At 70.4% G+C, this 24,106-nt stretch carries 22 protein-coding genes; 7 read left to right on the plus strand and 15 right to left on the minus strand.

Annotation, left to right across the window (positions count from 1 at the left end):
• Positions 1-3: 3 nt before the first annotated feature.
• Positions 4-891, minus strand: a complete 888-nt coding sequence (gene miaA, locus Adu01nite_RS00655; protein ID WP_239132020.1) for a tRNA (adenosine(37)-N6)-dimethylallyltransferase MiaA — start codon at positions 889-891, stop codon at positions 4-6.
• Positions 892-1,095: 204 nt separating this feature from the next.
• On the opposite strand from miaA, the gene Adu01nite_RS00660 reads away from it, so the two are divergent.
• Positions 1,096-2,304, plus strand: coding sequence for a DUF349 domain-containing protein (locus Adu01nite_RS00660; protein WP_203724202.1), 1,209 nt, complete (start codon positions 1,096-1,098; stop codon positions 2,302-2,304).
• A gap of 8 nt (positions 2,305-2,312) precedes the next feature.
• Here Adu01nite_RS00660 and Adu01nite_RS00665 read toward each other — a convergent pair whose 3' ends face one another.
• The 4 genes from Adu01nite_RS00665 to Adu01nite_RS00680 all read right to left on the minus strand — a co-directional run bounded on the left by Adu01nite_RS00665 (position 2,313) and on the right by Adu01nite_RS00680 (position 6,938).
• Complete coding sequence (locus Adu01nite_RS00665; RefSeq protein WP_203724203.1) at positions 2,313-3,254, minus strand: threonine ammonia-lyase; 942 nt, start codon at positions 3,252-3,254, stop codon at positions 2,313-2,315.
• Positions 3,255-3,374: 120 nt separating this feature from the next.
• The gene (locus Adu01nite_RS00670; protein WP_203724204.1) at positions 3,375-4,796 is read right to left on the minus strand and encodes a GGDEF domain-containing protein; all 1,422 of its coding nucleotides are present in this window, start codon (positions 4,794-4,796) and stop codon (positions 3,375-3,377) included.
• 198 nt (positions 4,797-4,994) lie between these two features.
• Positions 4,995-6,482 carry a tRNA (N6-isopentenyl adenosine(37)-C2)-methylthiotransferase MiaB gene (gene miaB / locus Adu01nite_RS00675; protein ID WP_203724205.1) on the minus strand — a complete coding sequence of 496 codons (1,488 nt, stop codon included), beginning with the start codon at positions 6,480-6,482 and terminating at the stop codon, positions 4,995-4,997.
• A 21-nt stretch (positions 6,483-6,503) separates the two neighbouring features.
• On the minus strand, positions 6,504-6,938 hold the full coding sequence (locus Adu01nite_RS00680) for a hypothetical protein (RefSeq protein WP_239132021.1): 435 nt from the start codon (positions 6,936-6,938) through the stop codon (positions 6,504-6,506).
• 140 nt (positions 6,939-7,078) lie between these two features.
• On the opposite strand from Adu01nite_RS00680, the gene Adu01nite_RS00685 reads away from it, so the two are divergent.
• The 4 genes from Adu01nite_RS00685 to Adu01nite_RS00700 all read left to right on the plus strand — a co-directional run bounded on the left by Adu01nite_RS00685 (position 7,079) and on the right by Adu01nite_RS00700 (position 10,360).
• Positions 7,079-7,822 (plus strand): amino acid ABC transporter ATP-binding protein, encoded by a 744-nt coding sequence (locus Adu01nite_RS00685; protein ID WP_203724207.1) that lies wholly within the window; start codon positions 7,079-7,081, stop codon positions 7,820-7,822.
• A gap of 55 nt (positions 7,823-7,877) precedes the next feature.
• Complete coding sequence (locus Adu01nite_RS00690; protein ID WP_203724208.1) at positions 7,878-8,744, plus strand: glutamate ABC transporter substrate-binding protein; 867 nt, start codon at positions 7,878-7,880, stop codon at positions 8,742-8,744.
• A 78-nt stretch (positions 8,745-8,822) separates the two neighbouring features.
• A complete protein-coding gene (locus Adu01nite_RS00695) occupies positions 8,823-9,497 on the plus strand; it encodes an amino acid ABC transporter permease (protein ID WP_203724209.1) in 675 nt (224 codons plus the stop codon).
• Positions 9,494-10,360, plus strand: a complete 867-nt coding sequence (locus Adu01nite_RS00700; RefSeq protein ID WP_203724210.1) for an amino acid ABC transporter permease — start codon at positions 9,494-9,496, stop codon at positions 10,358-10,360. The genes Adu01nite_RS00695 and Adu01nite_RS00700 overlap by 4 nt, the downstream gene beginning before the upstream one ends.
• A 4-nt stretch (positions 10,361-10,364) precedes the next feature.
• Here the strand turns inward: Adu01nite_RS00700 and rny are convergent, their stop codons facing one another.
• The 7 genes from rny to Adu01nite_RS00735 all read right to left on the minus strand — a co-directional run bounded on the left by rny (position 10,365) and on the right by Adu01nite_RS00735 (position 18,501).
• Entirely contained in the window at positions 10,365-12,089 is a 1,725-nt protein-coding gene (gene rny, locus Adu01nite_RS00705; protein ID WP_203724211.1) for a ribonuclease Y, read from the minus strand.
• A gap of 408 nt (positions 12,090-12,497) precedes the next feature.
• Positions 12,498-13,862, minus strand: a complete 1,365-nt coding sequence (locus Adu01nite_RS00710) for a hypothetical protein (RefSeq protein WP_203724212.1) — start codon at positions 13,860-13,862, stop codon at positions 12,498-12,500.
• A gap of 216 nt (positions 13,863-14,078) precedes the next feature.
• Positions 14,079-14,885: a regulatory protein RecX gene (locus tag Adu01nite_RS00715; protein WP_239132022.1), complete on the minus strand. Its 807-nt coding sequence runs from the start codon at positions 14,883-14,885 to the stop codon at positions 14,079-14,081.
• Positions 14,886-14,900: 15 nt separating this feature from the next.
• On the minus strand, positions 14,901-15,947 hold the full coding sequence (gene recA, locus Adu01nite_RS00720; protein WP_203724213.1) for a recombinase RecA: 1,047 nt from the start codon (positions 15,945-15,947) through the stop codon (positions 14,901-14,903).
• 200 nt (positions 15,948-16,147) lie between these two features.
• Positions 16,148-16,348, minus strand: coding sequence for a DUF3046 domain-containing protein (locus Adu01nite_RS00725; RefSeq protein ID WP_203724214.1), 201 nt, complete (start codon positions 16,346-16,348; stop codon positions 16,148-16,150).
• Between the two features lie 100 nt (positions 16,349-16,448).
• Positions 16,449-17,111, minus strand: coding sequence for a UdgX family uracil-DNA binding protein (locus Adu01nite_RS00730; RefSeq protein ID WP_203724215.1), 663 nt, complete (start codon positions 17,109-17,111; stop codon positions 16,449-16,451).
• Between the two features lie 43 nt (positions 17,112-17,154).
• Positions 17,155-18,501 (minus strand): aminotransferase class I/II-fold pyridoxal phosphate-dependent enzyme, encoded by a 1,347-nt coding sequence (locus Adu01nite_RS00735; protein ID WP_203724216.1) that lies wholly within the window; start codon positions 18,499-18,501, stop codon positions 17,155-17,157.
• 54 nt (positions 18,502-18,555) lie between these two features.
• On the opposite strand from Adu01nite_RS00735, the gene Adu01nite_RS00740 reads away from it, so the two are divergent.
• A complete protein-coding gene (locus Adu01nite_RS00740; RefSeq protein WP_203724217.1) occupies positions 18,556-19,818 on the plus strand; it encodes a bifunctional pyridoxamine 5'-phosphate oxidase family protein/GNAT family N-acetyltransferase in 1,263 nt (420 codons plus the stop codon).
• Between the two features lie 10 nt (positions 19,819-19,828).
• Positions 19,829-20,503, plus strand: coding sequence for a leucine efflux protein LeuE (gene leuE / locus Adu01nite_RS00745; RefSeq protein WP_203724218.1), 675 nt, complete (start codon positions 19,829-19,831; stop codon positions 20,501-20,503).
• Positions 20,504-20,581: 78 nt separating this feature from the next.
• On the opposite strand, the gene Adu01nite_RS00750 is transcribed toward leuE, so the two are convergent.
• From Adu01nite_RS00750 to Adu01nite_RS00760, 3 genes are all read right to left on the minus strand, one after another.
• On the minus strand, positions 20,582-21,640 hold the full coding sequence (locus Adu01nite_RS00750; RefSeq protein ID WP_203724219.1) for a sporulation protein: 1,059 nt from the start codon (positions 21,638-21,640) through the stop codon (positions 20,582-20,584).
• 61 nt (positions 21,641-21,701) lie between these two features.
• Complete coding sequence (locus tag Adu01nite_RS00755; protein ID WP_203724220.1) at positions 21,702-22,736, minus strand: hemolysin family protein; 1,035 nt, start codon at positions 22,734-22,736, stop codon at positions 21,702-21,704.
• Positions 22,733-24,019: a hemolysin family protein gene (locus Adu01nite_RS00760; RefSeq protein ID WP_203724221.1), complete on the minus strand. Its 1,287-nt coding sequence runs from the start codon at positions 24,017-24,019 to the stop codon at positions 22,733-22,735. Before Adu01nite_RS00760 ends, Adu01nite_RS00755 begins: the two co-directional genes overlap by 4 nt.
• Positions 24,020-24,106: the final 87 nt, after the last annotated feature.

The raw sequence follows: 24,106 nt of genomic DNA on the forward strand, positions 1-24,106 counted from the left end.
CAATCATCGCGCAAGCGCCAGCGCGTCCGCCACGAGGTTGTCCGCGGCCCCGTCCAGCCAGTGGATCGCCGGGTCGCGCTTGAACCAGGACCGCTGCCGGCGCACGAACCGCCGGGTGCCCTGGACCGTGTCCGCCTTCGCCTGCTCGGCCGGCACCTCGCCGTCGAGCTGGGCGAGCGCCTGCTGGTAGCCGAGCGCCTTGGACGCGGTCCGCCCGTCCCGCAGCCCCAGCGGAATCAACGCGCGCACCTCGTCGAGCAGGCCGGCCGCCCACATCAGGTCCACCCGCAGGGCGATCCGCTCGTCCAGCTCGCCGGTCTCCCGGTCGACGCCGATCTGCAGCGACTCGTAGTGCGGGGTGGGCTGCGGCAGGCTGGCGGTGAACGGCCGGCCGGTCAGCTCGATCACCTCGAGGGCCCGGACGATCCGCCGCCCGTTCGAGGGAAGGATCTTCTCCGCGGCCGGCGGATCCCACTCCCGGAGCCGCTCGAACAGCGGCTGCGGGCCGGCCAGCGCGAGCTCCTCCTCCAGCCGGGACCGGATCGCCGGGTCGGTGCCGGGGAACTCGAACTCCTCCAGGACCGCCCGCACATACAGCCCCGAGCCGCCGACCAGCAGCGGAACCCGGCCGCGGGCCAGGATGTCGTCGATCGCCCGGCGGGCCAGCGCCTGATACTCGGCGACCGCGGCCGGCACCGTCACGTCCCAGATGTCGAGCAGATGGTGCGGCACGCCGTCCCGCTCGGCCACGGTCAATTTGGCCGTGCCCAGGTCCATCCCCCGATAGAGCTGCATCGAGTCGGCGTTCACCACCTCACCACCCAGCGCGTGGGCGAGAGCAATGCTCAGGGCGGATTTTCCCGCGGCGGTCGGTCCCACGACGGTGATCACGCGCGGAACCACTCTTGACGGCACGGAGCAACGGTAGGACAAGGTTTGGCCACGGTCATCGGCGGGCGCTTCCCCACAACCGGGTTGGACCTGTGACAATGCGCGAGAAAGAATGCCGATGAGAAGCTTTGGCGTTCAACTGCGCTATGGCGGCGGTTGCCCCCAATTCACCGGGGGCGGACACCGGGAGACTGAGGACGGGTTATGAACGACTGGACGGCCTTCGGGCGCGTGGATGCCGACGGCACCGTGTACGTGAAGACCGCGGAGGGCGACCGCGTGGTCGGCTCCTGGCAGGCGGGCACGCCCGAGGAGGGCCTGGCCCACTTCGCCCGGCGCTTCGCCGACCTGGTCACCGAGGTCGACCTGGTCGAAGCCCGCCTCAAGTCCGGCGCGGCCGACGCGTCACATTCACTCGCCAGCGTGAAACGCCTGCGCACCGAGCTGGCCGAGGCGCACGTGGTGGGCGACATCGACGGGCTCACCGCCCGGCTCGAGCGCCTGGCCGGCGTCGCCGACGAGAAGGCCGGCGAGGCGCGGGCCGCCCGCGAGGTCGCCCGCACCGAGGCCCTGGCCCGCAAGACCACCCTGGTCGAGGAGGCGGAGGCGATCGCCGCCGACGCCACCGGCTGGAAGACGGCGGGCGACCGCCTCAAGGAAATCCTCGACGAGTGGAAGACGATCCGCGGCGTCGACAAGAAGACCGACGGCGAGCTGTGGAAGCGTTTCGCCGCCGCCCGGGACGGCTTCACCCGCCGCCGCGGCGCCCACTTCGCCACCCTCGACGGCCAGCGCAAGCAGGCTCAGGGCGCGAAGGAGGACCTGGTCAAGGAGGCCGAGGGCCTGGCCGAGTCGACCGAGTGGTCGACCGCCGCCAACCGGCTCAAGGAGCTCATGACCGAGTGGAAGGCCGCGCCGCGCGCCGCCAAGGAGGCCGAGCAGCGCCTCTGGGAGCGATTCCGGGCCGCGCAGGACGCCTTCTTCACCCGCCGCAGCGAGGTCTTCTCCGCCCGCGACGCGGAGTACAAGGGCAACCTCGACAAGAAGCAGGCCATCCTCACCGAGATCGAGGCCGTCGACGTCGACGCCGACCCGCGCGCCGCGCAGAACAAGCTGCGCGACGCCCAGGCCGCATGGCACGACGCCGGCCGGGTGCCGCGCGAGGCCTCGGCCTCGCTGGACCGTCGCTGGCGGGCCGCCGAGGAGCGGATCCGGGTCGCGATGGACTCGGCGTGGCGCAAGACCACCCCGCAGGACAACCCGCTGCTGCAGCAGATGCGCGAGCAGGTCGCCGAGGCCGAGCAGCGTCTCGCCCGGGCCCAGGCGGCCGGCGACAACCGCCGCATCAAGGAGGCCGAGCAGGCGCTGTCCTCCAAGAAGCAGTTCCTCGCCCTCGCCGAAGCGGCCGGCTGACCCCAGCTTCAGGTGGCCAAGTCGGCCAGCTCGGCCGGTGACGCGTTGCCGCCGGTGCACACGACCGCGATGGTGCGGCCCGCGAAGCGGTCCGGGTCGGTCAGGACGGCCGCGAGAGCGGCCGCGCCCGCACCCTCGGCCAGGGTGTGCGCGTCACGGGCCAGCACCCGCTGCGCCGCGGCGATCTGGTCGTCGGTCACCAGCCGGAAGTCGGCGAGATCCCGCAGGTGGTGCTGCGGCAGGGCGAACGCCCGGCCGGTCGCCAAGCCCTCGACGCGGGTGCGATTGGGGCGGGTCACCAGGGTTTTTTCGCGCCATGCGTCATGCGCGGCCGGGGACGCCGCCGACTGGACGCCGATGACTGCGCACCCGGGCGCCAGCACGGCCGCCACCACGGTGGCGGCCGCCGCGCCGGAGCCGCTGCCGATCGGCACCACGATCGCGTCCAGATCCGGCCGGGCCTCCAGGATCTCCTGGTAGACGGTGCCGACACCGGCCAGCAACTCCGGGGTGTCGCCCGGGCTGACCAGGCGGGCGCCGGTCTGCTCGGCCAGCTTCACCGCGTGCGCCTCGGCGGCGGCCAGATCGTCGCCGGTCAGCACCACCTCCGCGCCCCACGCCTCGATCGCGGCGACCTTGCCCGGGTTGGCGGCCGCCGGCATCACGACCGTGCAGGGTGCGCCGAAGACGCGGCTCGCGTAGGCCATCGACTGGGCGTGGTTGCCGGTCGAATAGGTGACCGTGCCGCGCTGCGGATCGGGCAGCGACGCCAGCAGGGTGAGACCGCCGCGCACCTTGAACGCACCGACCGGCTGGGTGTTCTCGTGCTTGACCAGGACCGTCGCGCCGGCCCGCCGGTCCAGCACCGGGTAGGACCACATCGGGGTGGGCGGCAGGTAGCGACGGACGACCTCGCGGGCCGCTTCGACGGCGGCGTAGCTGAACTCCATCCGTCGATCATTGGCCCATGCCGGCCATCGGTCCAACGCCCATTCCCGCGGCGGCGGCCGGCTCGGCCACGGCGTACCCATCAATTGATCTTGGGGTTTCGAAGGCCGGGGGCCGGGTGGCTATGCCGTCACCAGGCTGAGGGCGCCGATCGTCTTGGACTTCTTGGCCCGGTACATGGCCAGGTCGGCGCGGGTCAGCAGGTCGTCGGTGCTGTCCCCGGGCAGGGCGTGCGCGACACCCACGCTGACCCCGATCCGGACCTGCTCGCCCGCCGCCACCAGCTCGCGGGCGGCCAGGGCGCGGATGCGCTCGGACATCGCCTCGACCGCACCCGGGCCGCGGCAGATGACCACGAACTCGTCGCCGCCGAACCGGCTCACCAGGTCGCTCCCGCGCAGCCCGGCCCGCAGGTGCTCGGCCACCGCGATCAGCAGGTCGTCGCCGGCCGCGTGCCCGAGCCGATCGTTGACCGGCTTGAAGCCGTCCAGGTCGCAGAAGAGCACCGCCAGATCGAGGTCGCCGGTGCGCAGCTCCTGATCGATGCGGTCGACGCAGGCCGCCCGGTTCGGCAGGCCGGTCAACGGGTCCGAGGTGGCCAGCCGGTGCAGCGCCTGCTCGGCCTGGCGGCGGGCCGCCGACAGCCGGGCGATCCGCACCATGACCAGCGGGATCAGGCCAGCCGAGGAGAGCGCGATCAGCACGCCGTCGGTGGGCAGACCGATGATCGCCCGGCCGCCGCCGACCAGCGGAGCGAGGGCCAGCATGAAGCCGAGGAAGGTCAGCCGGCCGGTGCTCAGGTCGTCGACCGGCTTCGGGCCGCGGGTGGTCACCTCGGACACCGCCGGATGCAGCGCGGCGCAGCCCAGCGCGGCGTAGGCGGCCAGGTAGACCATGTTGGTCCAGTCGGCGCGCAGGCCGTTCGGGTCCAGCGCGATCGCGCCGGAGACGCTGCCCACCAGGCTGATCGCGATGCCCAGGGTGAGCAGGCGGACCGGCGCCAGCCGGCGGTCGGCGACCGCGGTGATCCGGATCATCGCGCCTAGCGACCCGGCCATCATGAACACGTTCAGGAACGTGCCGATCTGCTGGCTTGCCGGAATGTCGTGGGCGGTCATCGCGGGCAGCATGACGGTGTCCCAGAGCAGGCCGGAGAGCGCCACCGCGGTGATCACCGAGTCGATGATGCCGCCGGTGTCGCCCCGGCCGCGCTGCACGATCACCACCAGCGCCGCGGCCAGCGTGCCCACCCCGCCGAGGGTCATGAACACGTCCGCGAAGCTGCCGTCACCGCTGGTCCGGCCGCCCCAGGTGACCAGCCACAGCCAGATCAGATTGCCGACGGTGTAGGAGACCATTCCGGCCAGCAGCGCCCACCAGGCCTGCCGGGCACCTCGCGGCGCTCGGCGCAGCGCCGCCACCAGGGGCGGCAGGACGCTGAGGGTCACCAACAGGAACGGCCAGCCCCGCAGGTCGTAGGGCCACACCAGGTAGGTCGCCACGATGGCACCGGTGAGGGCGGCGTAGCCGCGCAGGAGAGGCACGGGCCGGCCAATCGGCCGCCCTGCACCCGAACTGAGACTTACGCGGCGACCCGCTTCGACCGCTTGGCCTGGTACATCGCCAGTTCGGCGCGGGTCAGCAGGTCGTCAGTGGTGTCGCCGGGCTTATCTCACAGGGCCCGTCTCACAGGGCCCGTCTCACAGGGCCCGTCTCACAGGGCCCGTCTCACAGGGCCCGTCTCACAGGGCACAGCCGCCGGTGGTCGCCGGCAGCGGGGCCGGGACACCGATCGTGGGCAGGCCCAGCGAGACGCCCTTGAGCTTCGGGGTGCGGCCGGCCTCGAACGCGTCGCCGGCCCGGGTCCGCCGGTACGACAACGGCTCGCCGTCGGCGTTGAGGTGGTGCGGCGCCGCGTAGGTGATCACCGTCTCGACGATGTCGCCCGGGCGGGGCGCGAGATCGCCGGTGGCGAAGTGGACCAGCCGCCCGTCGCGGGCCCGGCCGCTCATCCGGCCGGTGCGCTCGTCCTTGCGGCCCTCGCCGACCGCGACCAGCACCTCGACCTTCGTGCCGACCAGCTTTTTGTTCTCCGCCCAGGTGATCTCTTCGAGGAGGGCGATGAGCCGGTTGTAGCGGTCCTGGACGACCGCCTTCGGCACCTGCTCCTCCATCGTCGCGGCCGGGGTGCCGGGACGCTTCGAATATTGAAAAGTGAAAGCACTGGAGAACCGGGCCCGGCGGACCACCTCGAGGGTCTGCTCGAAGTCCTCCTCGGTCTCGCCGGGGAAGCCGACGATGATGTCGGTGGTGATCGCGGCGTCCGGCATCGCGGCCCGGACCTTCTCGATGATGCCCAGGTATTTCTCCTGGCGGTAGCTGCGGCGCATGGCCTTGAGCATCCGGTCGGAGCCGGACTGCAGCGGCATGTGCAGCGAGTGGCAGACGTTCGGCGTCTCGGCCATCGCGGCGATCACGTCGTCGGTGAAGTCCTTCGGGTGCGGGCTGGTGAAGCGGACCCGCTCCAGGCCCTCGACCTCGCCGGTGGCGCGCAGCAGCTTGCCGAAGGCGAGCCGGTCGCCGAACTCGGCGCCGTAGGAATTGACGTTCTGCCCGAGCAGGGTGACCTCGAGGACACCCTCCTTGGTCAGGGCCTCGACCTCGGCCAGGATCTCGCCGGGGCGACGGTCCTTCTCCTTGCCGCGCAGCGACGGCACGATGCAGAAGGTGCAGGTGTTGTTGCAGCCCACCGAGATCGACACCCAGCCGGCGTAGGTCGACTCACGCTTGGTCGGCAGGGTCGACGGGAACACCTCGAGCGACTCGAGGATCTCGACCTCGGCCTCCTCGTTGTGCCGGGCCCGTTCGAGCAGCGCCGGCAGCGAGCCGATGTTGTGGGTGCCGAAGACGACGTCGACCCAGGGCGCCTTCTTGACGATGTCGCCGCGGTCCTTCTGCGCCAGGCAGCCGCCCACGGCGATCTGCATGCCGGGGTGCTTGAGCTTGGTGGGGCGCAGGTGGCCCAGGTTGCCGTAGAGGCGGTTGTCGGCATTTTCCCGAACCGCGCAGGTATTGAAGACCACGACGTCGGCCGCGTCGGGGTTCGCGGCGCGCACGTAGCCCGCATCCTCCATCAGCCCGGAGATGCGCTCGCTGTCGTGCACGTTCATCTGGCAGCCGTAGGTGCGCACGTCGTACGTACGCTGGGTGCCTTGGATTTCGGTAGTCATGGCAATTGACCAGGGTACTGCTTACGCGGCCGCGGGCCTGTCCGGCGTCCGGTCACAATCGTCGCCGGTGCATGGCCGCAGCCCACGCCGCTCCGGCCCGTCGTCCGTCTCGATCTCGTCGACGTGCACCGGGCGCAGCGTGCCGTCCGGCTCGGCCAGGACGTACCGGGTGGGGTCGAGGCCCTCGTCGGGCAGCAGGACCGCGGCATCCAGCCGGACCGCGACGGCGCTCGCGGCCGTCGTCTCGGCGACCTCGGCGGGCGCCAGGTAGACATCGGCGAGTGTCGGAAAGTCGCCACCGACCGCATAGACGTCACACATGATCATCCCGTCGGCGCCCAGCGGGACCACCGATCGTTCCAGCGTTCCGGCGATCGCGCCACGTACGCGATCCTCGTCAATTCGTTTTCCGATCGCCCAGTTCCACAGGCCGGGTGTCGGATCCCCGTCAGCCATACCGAACATGGTGGACAATCCCCGGGCCTTCCATCAGTTAAGTTACCGCTCCGTGACCATTCTCGGTGTGAACCGATACAGGGGTCCAATTAGAGTGTGCCCATCCGGGTGATCCGCGACGAACGGACGGTGGTTCAACAGTGTCCGACGAGGCTCTCATCGTCCTCGAGAATGTCAACAAATGGTTTGGTCCGCTGCATGTGCTCAACGACGTCAGCCTCTCGGTCGCCCGTGGCGAGGTCGTCGTCGTGATCGGACCGTCCGGGTCCGGCAAGTCCACGCTGTGCCGCTCGATCAACCGCCTCGAGCCGATCAACTCGGGCACCATCACGTTCGACGGCAAGCCGCTGCCGGCCGAGGGCAAAGCCCTGGCCCGCCTGCGCAGCGAGGTCGGCATGGTGTTCCAGTCCTTCAATCTCTTCGCGCACAAGACGATCCTGCAGAACGTCATGCTGGGGCCGATCAAGGTGCGTAAGGAGAAGTCCGTCGAAGTTCGCGAGCGGGCCATGTCGCTGCTCGACCGGGTCGGCATCGGCAACCAGGCGGAGAAATATCCGGCCCAGCTTTCCGGTGGTCAGCAGCAGCGGGTGGCGATCGCCCGGGCCCTCGCCATGCAGCCCAAGGCGCTGCTCTTCGACGAACCGACGAGCGCCCTCGACCCCGAGATGGTCGGCGAGGTGCTCGACGTCATGACGTCACTCGCCCGGGAAGGGATGACCATGGTGGTCGTCACCCACGAGATGGGTTTCGCCCGCCACGCCGCCAACCGGGTGGTCTTCATGGCCGACGGCCAGCTTGTCGAGCAGGCCGCGCCTGCGGAGTTCTTCGCTAATCCGAAAAGCGATCGGGCGAAGGACTTCCTCTCCAAAATCCTTACGCATTGACATCACGGACCACAGTTCGTCCAAAGCGGAAGCAACGATTTCGAGGAGCGTAATCATGCGCATCACCCGATTGGCAGCGGCGTTCGGCGCAATGACCATGGCGCTTGCGGTGGCTGCCTGCGGCGGGGACGACTCCGGCACCGACAGCGGCAGCGGAAGCAGCGGCTCGGGCATCGTCGGCAAGGCCTCCAGCGACAAGAAGCTGACCATCGGCGTCAAGGCCGACCAGCCCGGCCTCGGCCTGCAGACCGGTAGCACCTACACCGGTTTCGACATCGAGATCGGCAAGATCATCGCCAAGGGTCTCGGCGTCGACGAGAGCGGCATCACCTGGAAGACGACGGTCTCGGCGAACCGCGAGCCGTACATCCAGCAGGGCCAGGTCGACATCGTGGTGGCCACCTACACGATCAACGACGAACGCAAGCAGAAGGTCAACTTCGGCGGCCCGTACTACATCGCCGGGCAGGACCTGCTGGTCCCGACCGCGTCGACGATCACCGGCCCCGACCAGCTGGCCGGCAAGAAGGTCTGCTCGGTTAGCGGTTCCACCCCGGCCAAGCGGATCCAGACCGACTACAAGGACGCCCAGCTGCAGCAGTTCGACTCGTACTCCAAGTGCGTGACGGCGTTGGCCGGCGGAACGGTCGACGCGGTCACCACCGATGACATCATCCTGGCCGGTTACGCCTCCCAGGAGCAGTACGCGGGCAAGTTCAAGGTCGTCGGCAAGCCGTTCAGCACCGAGCCGTACGGCATCGGCGTCAAGAAGGAAGACTCCGCGGGCTGCAACAAGATCAACGACATCCTGAAGGCCGCCGCGGCCGACGGATCGTACAAGAAGGCCTGGGACGACACCCTGGGCAAGAGCGGCAAGGCCGCGCCCGAGCTGGACACCTCCAAGCTGACCAACTGCTCCTGATCCTCTGAACAGGTCGGCGGGGCCGGGAAACCGGCCCCGCCGTCTCCTTTACCGGCCCGCCTTTCGCTGAAGGTGACGATGGACGTCTTTTCCGATTCGTACAACCTCGACGTGTACGTCACCGGGTTCCTCTGGATCCTGAAGCTGACCGCGTCCGCCACCGTCTGCGCGGTGGTGCTCGGCGTCCTGCTGGCGGCCATGCGGGTCTCCCCGGTGCCGGTGCTGCGCGGCTTCGGCACCGCCTGGGTGAACATCTTCCGGAACACCCCGCTCACCCTGATCATCTTCTTCTGCTACTTCGGCCTGTACTCCACGCTCGGCGTCACGCTCTCCGACGATCTCGAGCTCAACAACTACTGGCTCGGCGTGCTCGGCCTGTCGATCTACACGGCCGCGTTCGTCTGTGAGGCGATCCGCTCCGGCATCAACACGGTGCCGGCCGGCCAGGCCGAGGCGGCCCGGGCGATCGGCATGACGTTCCGGCAGACCCTGTCGCTGATCGTGCTCCCGCAGGCCGGCCGGGCCGTGGTCGCGCCGCTGGGCAGCATCCTGATCGCGCTCTGCAAGAACGCCACGATCGTCGGGACGATCGGCCTCATGGAGTCGTCGAACGCCATGAAAGAGCTGATCAACTCGAACGGCAACGCGGTCTTCACGATCTTCTTCGTCTTCGCCGGCACGTTCGCGGTCGTCCTCATCCCCACCGGCTACGGCTTCGGCTGGCTGGCCAACCGACTGGCGGTGAAGCGATGAGTACGGACGCCGTGCTGTACGACCACCCGGGCCCGCGCGCCCGCATCCGCAACCGGATCCTCACCGTCGTCTTCGGGCTGGCACTGGTCGGGTTGCTCTACTGGATCTACCACCGGTTCGACGAGAAGGGCCAGTGGGCCGGCAGCCTCTGGAAGCCGTTCACCCAGAGCAGCACCTGGACCGATTACATCCTGCCCGGCCTGCAGGGCACCCTTCAGGCCGCCGCCATCGCGATGGTGCTGTCGCTGGCCTTCGGCATTCTCTTCGCCGTCGGGCGGCTCTCCGACCACTGGTGGCTGCGCATCCCGGCCGGCATCGTCGTCGAGTTCTTCCGGGCCGTACCCCTGCTGCTGATGATGTTCTTCATCTTCTTCGGCATCCCGTTCGTCACCCAGAAGCCGATGTCCCCCCTCTGGGCGGTGGTCTTCGCGCTGACCCTCTACAACGGGTCGGTGCTGGCCGAGGCCTTCCGGGCCGGCGTGCACGCGGTGCCGAGCGGGCAGAGCGAGGCGGCGTACGCGATCGGCATGCGCAAGGGCCAGGTGATGGGGCAGATCCTCATCCCGCAGGCCGCCCGCGCCATGCTGCCGGTGATCGTCAGCCAGCTGGTGGTGCTGGTCAAGGACACCGCGCTCGGCTACATCATCAGCTACTCGGAGCTGCTGCAGCTGGGCGTCAACAACGTCGCCGCCAACTTCGGCAACGTCATCCAGGCCGCCATGGTGGCCGCCGCCATCTACATCGCGGTCAACGCGACACTGACCGCCGTGGCCGGCTGGCTCTCCCGCCGCACCCGGCGCAGCGGCAAGGCGCCACGCGCCGCCCGACCGGCCACCGCTCTCGCCGCTACCGCCGAACCGTAAGGCTTTACCGGGCCAGTTCCGTCACGCGGGACTCGCGGACCACCGTCACGCGGATCTGGCCCGGGTAGGTGAGTTCTTCCTCGATCTGCTTCGCGACGTCGCGGGCCAGCACGGCGGCACCGATGTCGTCGATGTCCTCGGGACGCACCATCACCCGGATCTCGCGGCCGGCCTGCATCGCGAAGACCTTCTCCACCCCGACCTTGCCGGCGGCGATCTCCTCGATCCGCTCGAGACGCTTGACGTACGCCTCCAGGCTCTCCCGCCGGGCCCCCGGGCGACCGCCCGAGCATGCGTCGGCAGCCTGCGTCAGGACCGCCTCGATGGTCTGCGGCGGCACCTCGTTGTGGTGCGCCTCGATCGCGTGGACCACATCCTCCGACTCACCGTACTTGCGGGCCAGGTCGGCGCCGATCAGCGCGTGGCTGCCCTCCACCTCGTGGGTGAGCGCCTTGCCGATGTCGTGCAGGAACGCGGCCCGCTTCATCGACGGCACGTCCAGGCCCAGCTCGGCCGCCATGATCCCGGCGATGTGCGCGGTCTCGACCAGGTGTTTCAGAACGTTCTGCCCGTAGCTCGTGCGGTAGCGCAACCGGCCCAGCAATCTTGCCAGCTCCGGGTGGATGTCGGTGATGCCGACGTCGACCAGCGCCTCCTCGGCGGCCCGGTCGCAGAGCCGGTCCACCTCGCTCTTGGCGCTCTCGAAGACCTCCTCGATGCGGTGCGGGTGGATGCGGCCGTCCAGCACCAGCTTCTCCAGGGTCACCCGGCCGACCTCCCGGCGCACCGGATCGAAGCAGGACAGCAGCACCGCCTCCGGGGTGTCGTCGATGATCAGGTTGACCCCGGTGACCGACTCGAACGCCCGGATGTTGCGGCCCTCGCGGCCGATGATCCGGCCCTTCATCTCGTCGCTCGGCAGATGCAGCACGCTGACCACGCTCTCCGAGGTCTGCTCGCTGGCGATGCGCTGGATCGCGTCGACGACGATGCGGCGGGCCCGGGTGTCGGCGGTGTTCTTGGCCTCACTCTCGATGTCCCGCACCAGGATCGCGGCTTCCCGCTTGGCCTGGGCCTCGATGTCCGACACCAACTCGGTGCGGGCGGCCTCGGCGGTCAGGCTGGCGATCCGCTCCAGCTCGCGGCGCTTCTGCTCCTCGACCTTGGCGAGTTCCGCCTCCTTGGCCGTGAGAGCGTTTTCCCGGACGCCGAGATCGACATCCTGGGTGGCCAGCCGGCGCTCCCGCTCGACCAGTCGCTCCACCTCGTCGGCGTGCAGCCGCTCCCGCTCGTCTATCCGGGCCGCGCGGCGCTCCACCTCGGCGGCCTGTTCCTTAGCGGTCGCGTTCACCAGGGCCACCTCCCGCTCGCCGGAGCGGCGGGCCGCCGAACGGACCTGCTCGGCGTCGGCCTCGGCCTGGCGGTGGGCGCGCTCGAGGATGACGTCGGCCTCGCTGTGCGCGTCCTCCAGGACCCGGCGGGCCTCGGCCCGGGCCGAGGTGGCCTCGGCCTTGGCGGCGGCGACCTCGGCGCGTACCGAAGCGGCCTTGGCGTTCGCGTCCGCGACCTTCGCCTGGGCGGCACCGACCGCCTGATCCTCGCGCTGCTGGGCATCGACGCGGTCGCTCTGCATCTGGCGCAGCGCCCGAGCGCCGAGCACCAGGCCGGCTACCACCAGGGCGCCGAGGACGACGATCGCCACCACGAGCACCCAGTCCAGGGCGGTCATCTCGCCGCGTCTCCCTTCGCCGCCCGGCGCGTTGTGCGCGCGCAGGCTGTCTGCGGGATGCCCGACCAAGGCTCGCTGCGCTGACCGCAGGCTGCGCCGGGCCGCGACGTGTGCTGGTGAGCACACGCCGGGCGCGACCGCCGGGTATGTCTGACCCGGGGCGGCGCGGTCTGCCGCCGTCCGGGCTTCAAGTTATCGGTTACCGGATCAGTGACCAGGGCGGTCACAAGTGATGCCGTAATGTAATGCGATCTATGTTGTGCGTGTTGCATGCGATGGTCGAACACACCTTGTGTAACGCGAGGCTAGGTCGCAAGTGCCACTTCGGTCAAGGATCCATGATTCGGCTGCGGATGGGACGTAGGGCACAGACCTGCTTACGCGCAGCTCACGATACCGGGGGGCATTTCAGGCGTACCGGGACCAGAGATCGCGCACCGGCTCCCAGTGCTCCCCGACCCCATCTTTCCAGTACGCCAGGAGATAGGCAGCAATGGGCGTTTGCGCATCGTCCCACCAGACCCCCGCCACCGTCCGAGTGACCCCGTCCTCGGTCAACTCGAACGAATACTCAACGTAATTGCCCGTTGTCCGCCCCGAGGGGGTCGGACGCTCGCCCGGCTCCCCCACACCGGGGGTCAGCGTGCGGGCATCCACGTTCTGGCCGAGGGTGACGACACGCGCCTTGTCCCGGTCCGCGATCGAGTTGTACTCGACGAACAGAGCGGACATTCCGTCCAGCGTGCAGCGGACCCTGGTCTTCTCCCCCGCGTCGAGGGTCGGCCCGCCCGGCTTGCCGCTGCGCCCGCAGGTCGACAGGTAGGGCAGCCAGCCCTGGGCTAAACCGGTCAAAGGGGTGCCGTCGAAGTCGGGCTGGTTGATCGCCGCCTGGCTCTGCTCGAAGACGCCCAGGGTGCTCTTCGGGGCCGCGGCGGTCGGGGTGGTGGTCGGCTTCGAGGGCTCGGGGGCTGTCGCCCGGCCGGCGAACCACCCGGTCGTGCCGAAGAGGAGGAGGCCTGCGACCAGGCCGGCCAGCAGGCCGGTCAACAGCCGGCTGCGTGGTGGGGGCGGGGAAGGTTCGATCCGCCTGCCCGTCAGCGCCGCCGGCGGGAGCCCGAAGGAGTCCGTCTCCGGGGTCGGCGGGGTGCTTGCGCCCGAGGTCTGGCCGGCCGGACTCCACCGGTCGGTGGTCCCGGTGTAGAAGGGCGCGTGCCCGTAGGCGCTGCCACTCGTGGGGGCGGCAGCGTAGGCGCTGCCACTCGTGGGGGCGGCAGCATAGGGGCTGCCGCTCACCGGGTCGGCACCCGAGTAGCCGTAGTAGGGGTCAGCGCTCGTGGGCGCGACGGGCGAGCCGCCGCTCACCGGGCTGCTGCTCACCGGGCTGCTGCTCGTCAGGCCGTCGTTCGCCGGAGGGGCAGACGCCGGGCCGCTGTCGGCCGGGGCCGCGCTCGCCGGATCGGCGTTGCTCGCGGGAACACCACTCGTCGGGTGGGCCCCGGCGGGTGGCGTCGCGTCGGGCCGGAAGAAAGTCGCGCCGCCGGCGAGATCCGAGCCGGGGCTGGAGCTCGGCGGCGGACTGCCGGACGCGAAGACGTCCGGCGGAAAGGCCGGATATGGCTCTTCGGGCGCCGGGACGGACGGCTGCGCCGGGTCGGAAGGTTGCGCATCGGCCGGCGCAGCGCCCGCTTTCGGCACGGCGATCTGCTTGGTCGGCTCGGCACCCTCGTCGAAGGGACCGGAGCCCCGCACACGGTTCTGCGAGTCCTCGGTCACGACGCAGCAGATTACCAGCCAGTTGCCAACGCCGATGTCCAGCAAAGATCATCGACCATGCCCGAGACCTGGGCATTGCCCTTCCACCCCGTCCGGCCCCGCCGACTTCGCCACATCCGTCCGGCCCGGCCGACCTCGCCACCCCCGTCCGGCCCGGCCGACCTCGCCACATCCGTCCGGCCCGGCCAGCGGCCCGTCCGCGCTCGCCGGTGAGCGTCAGGTCGGCTCGCCGGTCTCGTCGGCCAGGGCGTCGGCGTCTATCTGGTCGGCGAACTCGGCCGCCTCGGCGTCCCGGTCGGCCAAGGCGTCCTTGACCGCGCGGATGGCCACGCCGGCCGGGTAGCCCTTGCGGGCGAGCATGCCCACCAGCCGGCGGAAGACCGCGTCGGGCGGACCGGTCGCGGTGCGCAGCTTCCGGTCCACGAGGGCGCGCGCCGCCGCGGCCTCACCCTCATCGTCGATGCTGTCGAGTGCCTCGCCGGCCACCTCGGCGTCGACCCCTCGCTGGCGCAGCTCGTTGGCGAGCGCACGCCGAGCCAGACCACGCCCGTGGTGCCGGCTGGCCACCCAGGCCCGCGCGAACGCCGCGTCGTCGATGATGCCGACCTCGTCATAGCGGTCGAGGACCTCGGCGATCGCTTCCTCGGAGATCTCCTTGCGGGCGAGCACCTTTGCCAGCTCGGCTCGCGTCCGCGGCCGCAGCGCCAGCTGCCGCAGGCAGATCTCACGGGCCCGCTCGGACTCGCTCTGCTCCCCCGAGCCGCCGGACGACCCCGAACCATCGGGCGACCCGGAACCGCTCAGCGAGCGCGAACCGGCGCCTGGAGCGGCGCCCCAGCGGGAGCCGGGTGCGGTGGGATTCCCGCCCGGCGAGGATCGGCGGCGGCGCGCGGGAACGTTGCCGCGTTCCGTTTCGTCGCCGTCGAGCTCACCGGGCGGGCGATCATCGGTTGACCGGCGAGCGGCCGGGGGCGGAAGGGCATCCCAACCGCGCCCGGACCGTGCGCCGCGTCGTCCGGCCATCTGCTGCTACCTCGATCAGAAGTCGACCGGCGGAAGTTCGGGGCCGCCGGCGGCGTCGCCCGTGGTCTGGCCGACGCCGAGCTTCTCGAGGATCTTCTTCTCGATCTCGGCGGCGACGTCGGGGTTTTCCTTGAGGAACTCCCGCGCCTTCTCCTTGCCCTGGCCGAGCTGGTCGCCGTCATACGTGTACCAGGCGCCGGACTTGCGGATGATGTTCTGCTCGACGCCGACATCGATGAGCGAGCCCTCACGCGAGATGCCCTTGCCATACATGATGTCGAACTCGGCCTGCTTGAACGGCGCGGCCACCTTGTTCTTCACGACCTTGACGCGGGTGCGGTTGCCGACCACGTCGGTGCCGTCCTTCAAGCTCTCGATGCGGCGCACGTCGAGACGCACGGACGCGTAGAACTTCAGGGCGCGGCCACCGGTCGTCGTCTCGGGCGAGCCGAACATGACGCCGATCTTCTCGCGGAGCTGGTTGATGAAGATCGCGGTGGTGCCCGAGTTGTTGAGAATGCCGGTGATCTTGCGGAGTGCCTGGCTCATGAGCCGGGCCTGCAGACCGACGTGGCTGTCGCCCATCTCGCCCTCGATCTCGGCGCGCGGCACGAGCGCCGCCACCGAGTCGATCACGATGATGTCGAGCGCGCCGGAGCGGATCAGCATGTCGGCGATCTCGAGCGCCTGCTCGCCGGTGTCGGGCTGGGAGACCAGCAGGGCGTCGGTGTCGACACCGAGGGCCTTCGCATACTCCGGGTCGAGGGCGTGCTCGGCGTCGATGAACGCCGCGATGCCGCCGTTCTTCTGAGCGTTGGCCACCGCGTGCAGCGCGACCGTCGTCTTACCGCTGGACTCGGGGCCATAGATCTCGATGACCCGGCCGCGCGGCAGACCGCCGACGCCGAGCGCCACATCAAGCGCGATGGACCCGGTCGGGATGATGGCGGTCTGCACGACCGGCCGCTCTCCGAGCCGCATCACCGAGCCCTTGCCGAACTGCTTGTCGATCTGAGCCAGTGCCAGATCGAGAGCTTTATCTCGGTCGGGTCCTGCCACCATGTCCGCCACCCCTGTATTCGATTTCCCTGGCACCTTCGCTGAGCCTCTATTCATCACCACGGGCTACAAGGTAGGCGGTGGGTATGACAAAAATCCGCTGCCCTGCCCCGAGCTGTGGATGACCATGGTCGCTGTGGACAATAGCCGAACAGGTGTTCTAGATCGAAGCAACACGCCAGAACAAGCGTACGAAAATTTGGTCAGCGCAGGCGGGCAGGCACCCGATCGGGGTAGGCGGCCACTACGGCACGCCAGATGGTAGCGGTGTCGACACCTTCCGTAATTGCCTGATCGATCGTCCGATCGTCGAGGCCCGCGAAGGAATGATCAGCCGCGATGCTCCGCGCATAGGCGGCACCGAAGACCTGCTCGAGCCGCGTCCAGAATTCCGTCAAACGCACGCCCAGAGCCTACCCAGCGGCCTCGCCGGCAGCGTCCCACCGCCCATCGCCCATCGCCCGCCGGCCGCCGGTCCGCCGCCGTTCCGCAATGGACTCGCGGTCAGCGCACCGCCGCCGCGGCGACCTTGAGGTCGTCGACCAGGCCCCGGAAGGCGGTTTCCCGGTCGTCGGCACGCAGCACCGCGGACGGGTGGATCGTGGCGAGCGCCTGGATCTCCGCGACCGGGAAATCCTCCGGGTGCTGGGCCGAGACCGGCCACGGCATCAGACGGCCGCGCTGCTGGGTGACCCGGAACGACGGGCCGAGCAGCGCCTTGCCCGCGGTGGCGCCGAGCACGACCACCAGCTCCGGCTTGAGCAGCGCGAACTCGGCCACCACCCAGGGCCGGCAGGCGGCGATGTGCGCCGGCCCGGGCGTCTGGTGGATGCGACGCCGGCCACGCAGCTCGAACCGGAAGTGCTTCACGGCGTTCGTGATGTACAGCTGGGCCGGGTCGATGCCGGCGTCGTCGACCGCCTCGCGCAGGAGCCGGCCGGCCGGGCCGATGAACGGCAGGCCGTGCTGGTCCTCGACGTCGCCGGGCTGCTCGCCGACGAACACGATCTTCGCGTGCTCGGCACCCCGGCCGAAGACGGTCTGGGTCGCGTCCGCAAACAGCTCGCAGCCCTCGCAGCCGGCGGCGGCCGATTTGAGCTCCTCGATGCTCCGGGCGTGCGGTGGCACCCACTCCTGCGCGCCGACCGGCGCGTCGGTCCTTGGCATCCCATGGTTTTACCCGAAGCCGGCCGGCGCACGCACGGCGGCGTCATCGGGAGGGTGACGAGAGGTCCGCCAGGCTGGCCGCGGCGGCCACCGCCTCGGCCAGCGGCACGATGTCGGCATCCTCGAGCGGGCTGATCGTGATGCGGATGCCGGGCGGGCTGGCGATCCGGAACAGCGAGCCGGGTGCGACCGCATAGCCGGACTCGCGGAGCAGGCCGATCGTGCGGGTCTCGTCCGGAACGCGTACCCAGATGTTGATGCCGGTCGCACCCTCGGCCGCCAGCCCGCGCGCGGAGAGGGCGTCGCACAGGGCTCGCCGGCGCCGGGCGTAGCCGGCGGCCGCGCCGGAAACCGTGGCCGTCACGTCGTCGTCGAGCCAGAGATGCAGCAGCAGACGCTGCAGAACGGTGGAGACCCAGCCGGCGCCGAGCCGCATGCGGCCGACCACCCGGGCGATCGTGACCTCGTCGCCCGCCACCACCGCGATGCGCAGGTCGGGACCGAACGGTTTGGAGGCCGAGCGGATGAACGCCCACGACTCGGTCACCGGACCCAGGCAGTGCAGCGGTGCGCCGGCCAGCTCGGCGGCGTGATCGTCCTCGATGAGCAGGACGCCGTGGTGCTGGGCGAGCACTTCGCGCAACGCGGCCGCGCGGGACTCGGAGACGGCGGCCCCGGTCGGATTTTGCGCGCGCACGGTGATGACGGCGGCCCGGGCACCGGACCGCAGGGCGGCGGCCAGCGACTCCGGCTCGGGGCCTTCCTGGTCGATCGTGACCGGGATCGGGCGCAGGTCGAGGGCGGCCAGCAGGTCGATCAGGTTGGCCCAGCCGGGATCCTCCGTCGCGACCGCGTCGCCCGGGCGCAGATGGGCGTTGAGCAGGCGCTCGATCGCGTCGAGGGTGCCCGGGGTCGCGGTGATCGCGGCCTCCGCCATCGGCACGCCGTCGGCGGCCAGACGGGGGCGGGCGACGTCGATCAGCTCGGGCATCGCGACCGCCGAGGCGTAACCCTGCGGTGGACCGGTCATGTCGGCGACCGCGTGCAGGGCCGGGCCGAGTGGCGGCAGCCAGCGCAGGTCGGGCTCGCCGGAGGAGAGGTCGCGCACCCCCTCGGGAACGGGCAGGCGCAGGCCGGCCCGCCGGCTGGCGATCGGCGGCCGGGACCGGACCCGGGTGCCGCGCCGGCCGTCGGACTCCACGACGCCGCGATGACGAAGCTCCTGATAGGCCTTCGCCACGGTGGCCGGGCTGACGTGCAGGTCGCCGGCGAGGACCCGGATGGACGGCAGGGCGGCACCCCAGATGAAGTCGCCCTTCATGATGCCGGACTCGATGCTGGCCGAAATCGAGGCGGCGCTGTCGCCGCTGACCTGATACTGTGCTGACACAAGAAAGACTATGTACTAGTACAGCAGTGAAGGCAAGCATCACGGAGGCCCCCGATGCCCGAGCTCTACTCCTCGACGGAGCGCACCACTGCCACCCGCGACCGCAACCGGATGAGCTACGACGCCGTCCAGGCACACGCCATCCTCGACGAGGCGTATGACTGTTCCGTCGCGTTCGTGCTCGACGGCGAGCCCCGCGTGCTGCCCACCCTGCACGTCCGCGTCGGCGACACCCTTTATCTGCACGGCTCCAGCGGGGCCCGGCTCGGCCTCACGGCCCGCGCCGACGGGGTCCGGGTCTGCGTGAGCGTCACCCTTCTCGACGCGATTGTGTACGCGAGATCGCAGTTCAACCACAGCGCCAACTACCGATCCGTGGTCGCACACGGGGTCGCCCGCCCGGTGACCGACCCGGACGAGAAGCTCACCGCCATGCTCGCGCTGGCCGACAAGGTCGGTGCGGGCCGCGCTGCGGACAGCCGGCCGCCCAACGCCCGCGAGCTGGCACAGACCAGCCTGCTCGCCCTACCGCTCGTGGAGGTCTCGGCCCGGGCCCGCAGCGGCGGGGTCGGCGACGATCCGGATGATCTGGCGCTGCCGCACTGGGCCGGTGTTCTGCCGGTGACCAGGACGTTCGGGCCGCCGCAGACCGATCCGGGAGTGGCCGCCGCGCCACCGTCCTACCTGCCCGGTGGCGGTTCGCCGTGGGTGCAGCCGGTGCTCCTGGAGGGCCGGCACGTGCGGCTCGAGCCACTGACGCCCGGGCACGCCGCCGGGATGCTCGACGCGCTCGCCGACGAGGAGGTCTGGCGTTACCTTCCGACGGCGCAGCCGCGCACCGTCGAGGAAATGACCGCGCACCTCGGTGACCTGCTCCGCCGCCAATGGGCCGGCGTCCAGATGCCGTGGGCCCAGGTCGATCCGGCCACCGGCACGGTTGTCGGCCTGACCAGCTATCACGAAGTCGATCCGGTCAACCGCTCGCTCGCGATCGGGCACACCACGGTGGGCCGGCCGTGGTGGCGCACCGGGGTGAACACCGAGGCCAAGCTCATGCTGCTCGAGCACGCGTTCGAGGTGCTCGGCGCCGAGAAGGTCTTTTGGTATACGGACATCCACAACGAGCGCTCGCAGAACGCGATCGCCCGGCTCGGCGCCACCCGCGACGGCGTGCTCCGCCACCAGCGGCTGCGGCTCGACGGCAGCTGGCGTGACACCGTGGTGTTCGCCATGACCGCCGACGAGTGGCCGGCCGCCGCGAAACGACTGCGCGAGCGGCTGCATGCGGGCGGTTCCGCCGCCCTGACGAGCGCATAGGGTCGATGACGTGCTGGGTATCACCGATTTCTGGACGTACGTGCTGGGCTGCGCGGCGATCGTCCTGCTCCCGGGGCCAAACTCGATCTTCGTGCTGTCGGTCGGCGCGCGCCGCGGGGTGCGCGCCGGCTATCAGGCCACGGCCGGGGTGCTCGTCGGCGACGCGGTCCTGATGACGCTGTCGGCGGCCGGGGTGGCATCACTGCTGCGCAGCTACCCGCCGCTGTTCCTGGTCATCAAGTACGCGGGGGCGGCCTACCTGTTCTGGCTCGGCTTCGGCATCATCCGCGGCGCGCTGGGCCGCCGCCGAAAACCCATCGCCGCGCCCATCGACGCCGCCGACGCTGACGCCGGTCTTTCCGCGACCGAGCCGGCCGATCAACGCCATCCGTTCCGGCGAGCGGCGGTGATCAGCCTGCTCAACCCGAAGGGGATCCTGTTCTTCGTCTCGTTCTTCATCCAGTTCGTCGAGCCCGGCTACGCGCACCCGGTCGTGTCGTTCCTGCTGCTCGGCGCGGTGGTGCAGGTGTTCAGTTCGCTGTATCTGACCGCACTGATCTTCGGCGGCAAATTCCTGGCGGCCCAGTTCCGCCGCCGCCGTAAACTGGCGGCCGGAGTCGCCACCGGCGTGGGCGCTCTCTTCGTCGGCTTCGGGGTAAAGCTCGCGACAGCGAGCATCGGCTGATGCGAACCAAGACCGGGCCGGGCGCGCTGAGCGCGGCCCGACCCGGTGGTTGATGCTGCGGTGAACTAACCGCGGTGGCTACTCGTCGCCGCCGCCGTCATCGCCTTCGTCCTCGAATACCTCGTCGAATACCTCGCCCAGGACCATGCCGCCCACGACGCCGCCGGCCACACCCGCGGCCACCGCGCCCATCCCGGGTCCGCGGCGGTAGTGGCCATGGTGCCCGTGACCGCCGCCACCGTGGCCGCCCGCGCCGTAACCGCCGTGACCGCCGTAACCGCCGTGACCGCCTGCGCCGTGACCGCCATGACCGCCGAAGCCGCCCTGACCAGCGAAGCCCTGGCCCCCGAAGCCGGAGGCACCGCGCAGGCCCTGATAGCGGCCGGACGCATCGGACACCCAGGAACCGACCACCGCGTTCCAGTCGGTGGTGTCGGCCTCGGCGTGGGAGACGCGGAAACGGCCGTACGCGTCGTGGCCCGGCGCCAGGAAACCGCCCCGCTTGTCGAACTCCAGGATCACCTCTACGCCGTTCGGGTCGGCGACGAAGGTGACCTCCACCTCGTTGATGCCGCCGGACAGGTGCGGCGGCGGGTAGAACTCGATCTCCTGGTAGAAGGGCAGCTGCTGGTGCACGCCGTGGATGGCGCCGTGCTCCAGGTCGGCCTTCGCGAAGCGGAAGCCCTGGGCCGCGAACGCGTCGAGGATGCGTTCCTGGGCGGGCAGCGGGTGCACCGCCACCTCGTCCAGGTCGCCCTTGTCGACGGCCTTGGCCACGGCCAGCTCGGTGCGCAGGCCCATGGTCATGCCATGCAGGCGGTTGCCGTAGACGTGAGTGATCGGGGTCTCCCACGGCACCGGGAACGAGAACGGCAGGTCCCGCTGCTCGCCGGCGCGCAACTGGAACGCACCGGTGACGGGCAGGCGGTAGAACTCGGCGAGACCGTCGCCGTGTTCGTGCTCGACCCGGGTGACCAGGCCCAGGACGATCTGCTCGATGGTGGCGTCGTGGTCGCCGCCGAGGACCCGGACCTGGCCGTCGAGAGCCAGGCCGGGGCGGACGTTCGGGTTGGCCAGGACAGTGTCGACGGACGGGCCGCCGACGCCGAAGGCGCGCATCATCTTCTTGAAAACCACCGGGTCATTCCTCCTTGAACGGACGGGGTGGCGAACACAAAACTCAACAAAAGGGGTGGGACTAGAGGGCGACGGACACCGGATCGGTCTCGTCGTCGAACGGGCCGAGCACCTGCTCCAGCAGGTCCTCCAGGGCCACGAAGCCGACCACCGATCCGCCCTTGCGGACCACGGCCAGCTGGGCCCGGCCGGCCTGCATCGCGGCCACGGCGTCGACCACCCGCGACTCGGCGTCGAGGGTGAACGGCTCGTCCATCAGGTCGGCGGCCCGCACGTCCAGGCCGGCGGTGGTCGCCCGGACCACCTCGCGCACGTGCACGAAACCGGCGACCGAGCCGTCGGCGGCGGTGACCGCCAGCCGGGACCGGCCACTGCCCATCGACGCCAGCTCCACGTCGGCGACCGACGCCGACGACGGAACGGTGACCAGGCGGTCGACCGGGTGGGCGACCTCGCGGACGCGCAGCGAGCCGAGGCCGAGCACGTTGCTGAGCAACTCGGTCTTCTCGGCCTCGATCAGGCCCTCGGCCCGGGAGCGGTCCAGCAGCATCTGCATCTCGGCCGGGCCGTGGGACACCGCCAGCTGGCCCTCCGGCCGCACGCCGAACGGCTTGAGCACGGCGTTGGCCAGGGCGTTCAGCAGTCGCAGCACCGGTCCGACGATCCGGGCGAAGGCCCGGAACGGCAGCGCCAGCAGGACGGCCGAGCGCTCGGGGTCGGTGATCGCCCAGGACTTCGGCATCATCTCGCCGACGACCAGATGCAGGAACGTGACCACCCCGAGGGCGATCACGAACGCGATCGCGTGGCCGGCCAGGGTGGGCAGTCCCACGCCGTGCAGCAGCGGGGTCAGCCAATGGGCGAGCGCCGGTTCGGCCAGGGCACCCAGGCCCAGCGAGCACAGCGTGATGCCGAGCTGGGCGCCGGCGAGCATGAGCGGAAGGCTGCGACTGCCGGCCAGGGCGGCCGCCGCGGCCCGGCCACCGGTCGCGGCCGCCTGCTCCAGGCGGTGTCGCTTGCTGGCCACCAGGGCGAACTCGGCGGCCACGAAGAACGCGTTGCCGACGAGCAGCAACACGGCGAGTACGGCGATCATCGCGACAACCTCACCGTCTGCGGAACGTGGCGGTTGACGCTTTCCACGCGTACCGAAAGATCGTCCAGCGTCAGCGAGTCGCCTGCCTTGGCCACCCGGCCGAGACGCGCCATGACCAGGCCGGACACCGTGTCGTAGTCGTCCGAGAGGGGCAGGTCGACGCCGGTGGCGTCGCTGATCTCGTCGAGCCGCCAGCGGGCCGGCACCAGCCAGGACCCGTCGTCCTGGCGGACCGGGGCGGGCTCGGGCAGGTCGTCTTCGCCACGGATCGGGCCGACCAACTCCTCGGCGATGTCCTCGAAGGTGACGACGCCGGCGAAACCGCCGAACTCGTCGACCACGCACGCCATCTGGCGGCGGCCGGAGCGCAGGCGTTCCAGCACCGCGGGAAGGCGCAGCGAGGACGGCACCATCAGCGGCTCGCTCAGCAGGTCGGCGACGAGCACCGTGGAACGCTGCGCGGGCGGCACCGTGATGACGTCGGAGATCGACACCACACCGAGGATCTCGTCGGAACTGGATCCGCGAACCGGGAAGCGGGAGTGGCCGCTGTCCAGGAGCGCGACGACGTCGGCGGCCGAGGCGGACGCATCGACGAATCGGACGTCGACCCGCGGCACCATGACCGAGCCGGCGGTGAGGCTGCGGAAGTCCAGCCCGCGATCGAGCAGCGCGGACATCTCGCCGGACAGGACGCCGTCGGCCCGGGACGCGGCGATGATCCGGGACAGGTCCTCGGACGTCGCGCCCTCGGGCAACTCCTCGACCGGCTCGATCCCGATCCGCCGCAGGAGCCGCGCCGCGGCGGTGTCGAACAGCCGGATCACCGGCCCGAAGACGGTCAGATAGAGAAGCGTCGACTTGCTCAGCGCTTTCGCCACCGCCTCCGGCCGGGCAATGGCCAGATTCTTGGGAGCGAGCTCGCCGAACACCATTTGCACGATGGTGGCCAGGATCAGCGCGAGCGTCACCGAGATCGGCATGCTCACCGCGGCCGGAATGCCGGTCACGCCGAGAAGCGACGCCAATCCTTCACCCAGAAATGGCTCGGCGACATAACCGACGAGAAGTGCGGTGACGGTGATGCCCAACTGGGCGCCCGACAACACGAAAGAGAGCCGCTCGGTGACCCGGAGGGCGCGGGCCGCGGCCCGATCACCATCCGCGGCCTGCCGGCGCAGGCGGCCGCGATCCGCGGCGACATATCCGAATTCCTGGGCCACGAAATAGCCGGTGACGGCGGTGACGAGGAGCACCAGGAGCAGACCGACGAGGATCAGCATGGCTGGTGAGAACTGGGGACAGAGAGCCGGGCCGAGCCCGGCCGAATACTGCCGATCATGGGGGAAGACGTTAACAACGCCGGCTGA

Source organism: Paractinoplanes durhamensis (genome assembly GCF_016862175.1).
Lineage (GTDB): Bacteria > Actinomycetota > Actinomycetes > Mycobacteriales > Micromonosporaceae > Actinoplanes > Actinoplanes durhamensis.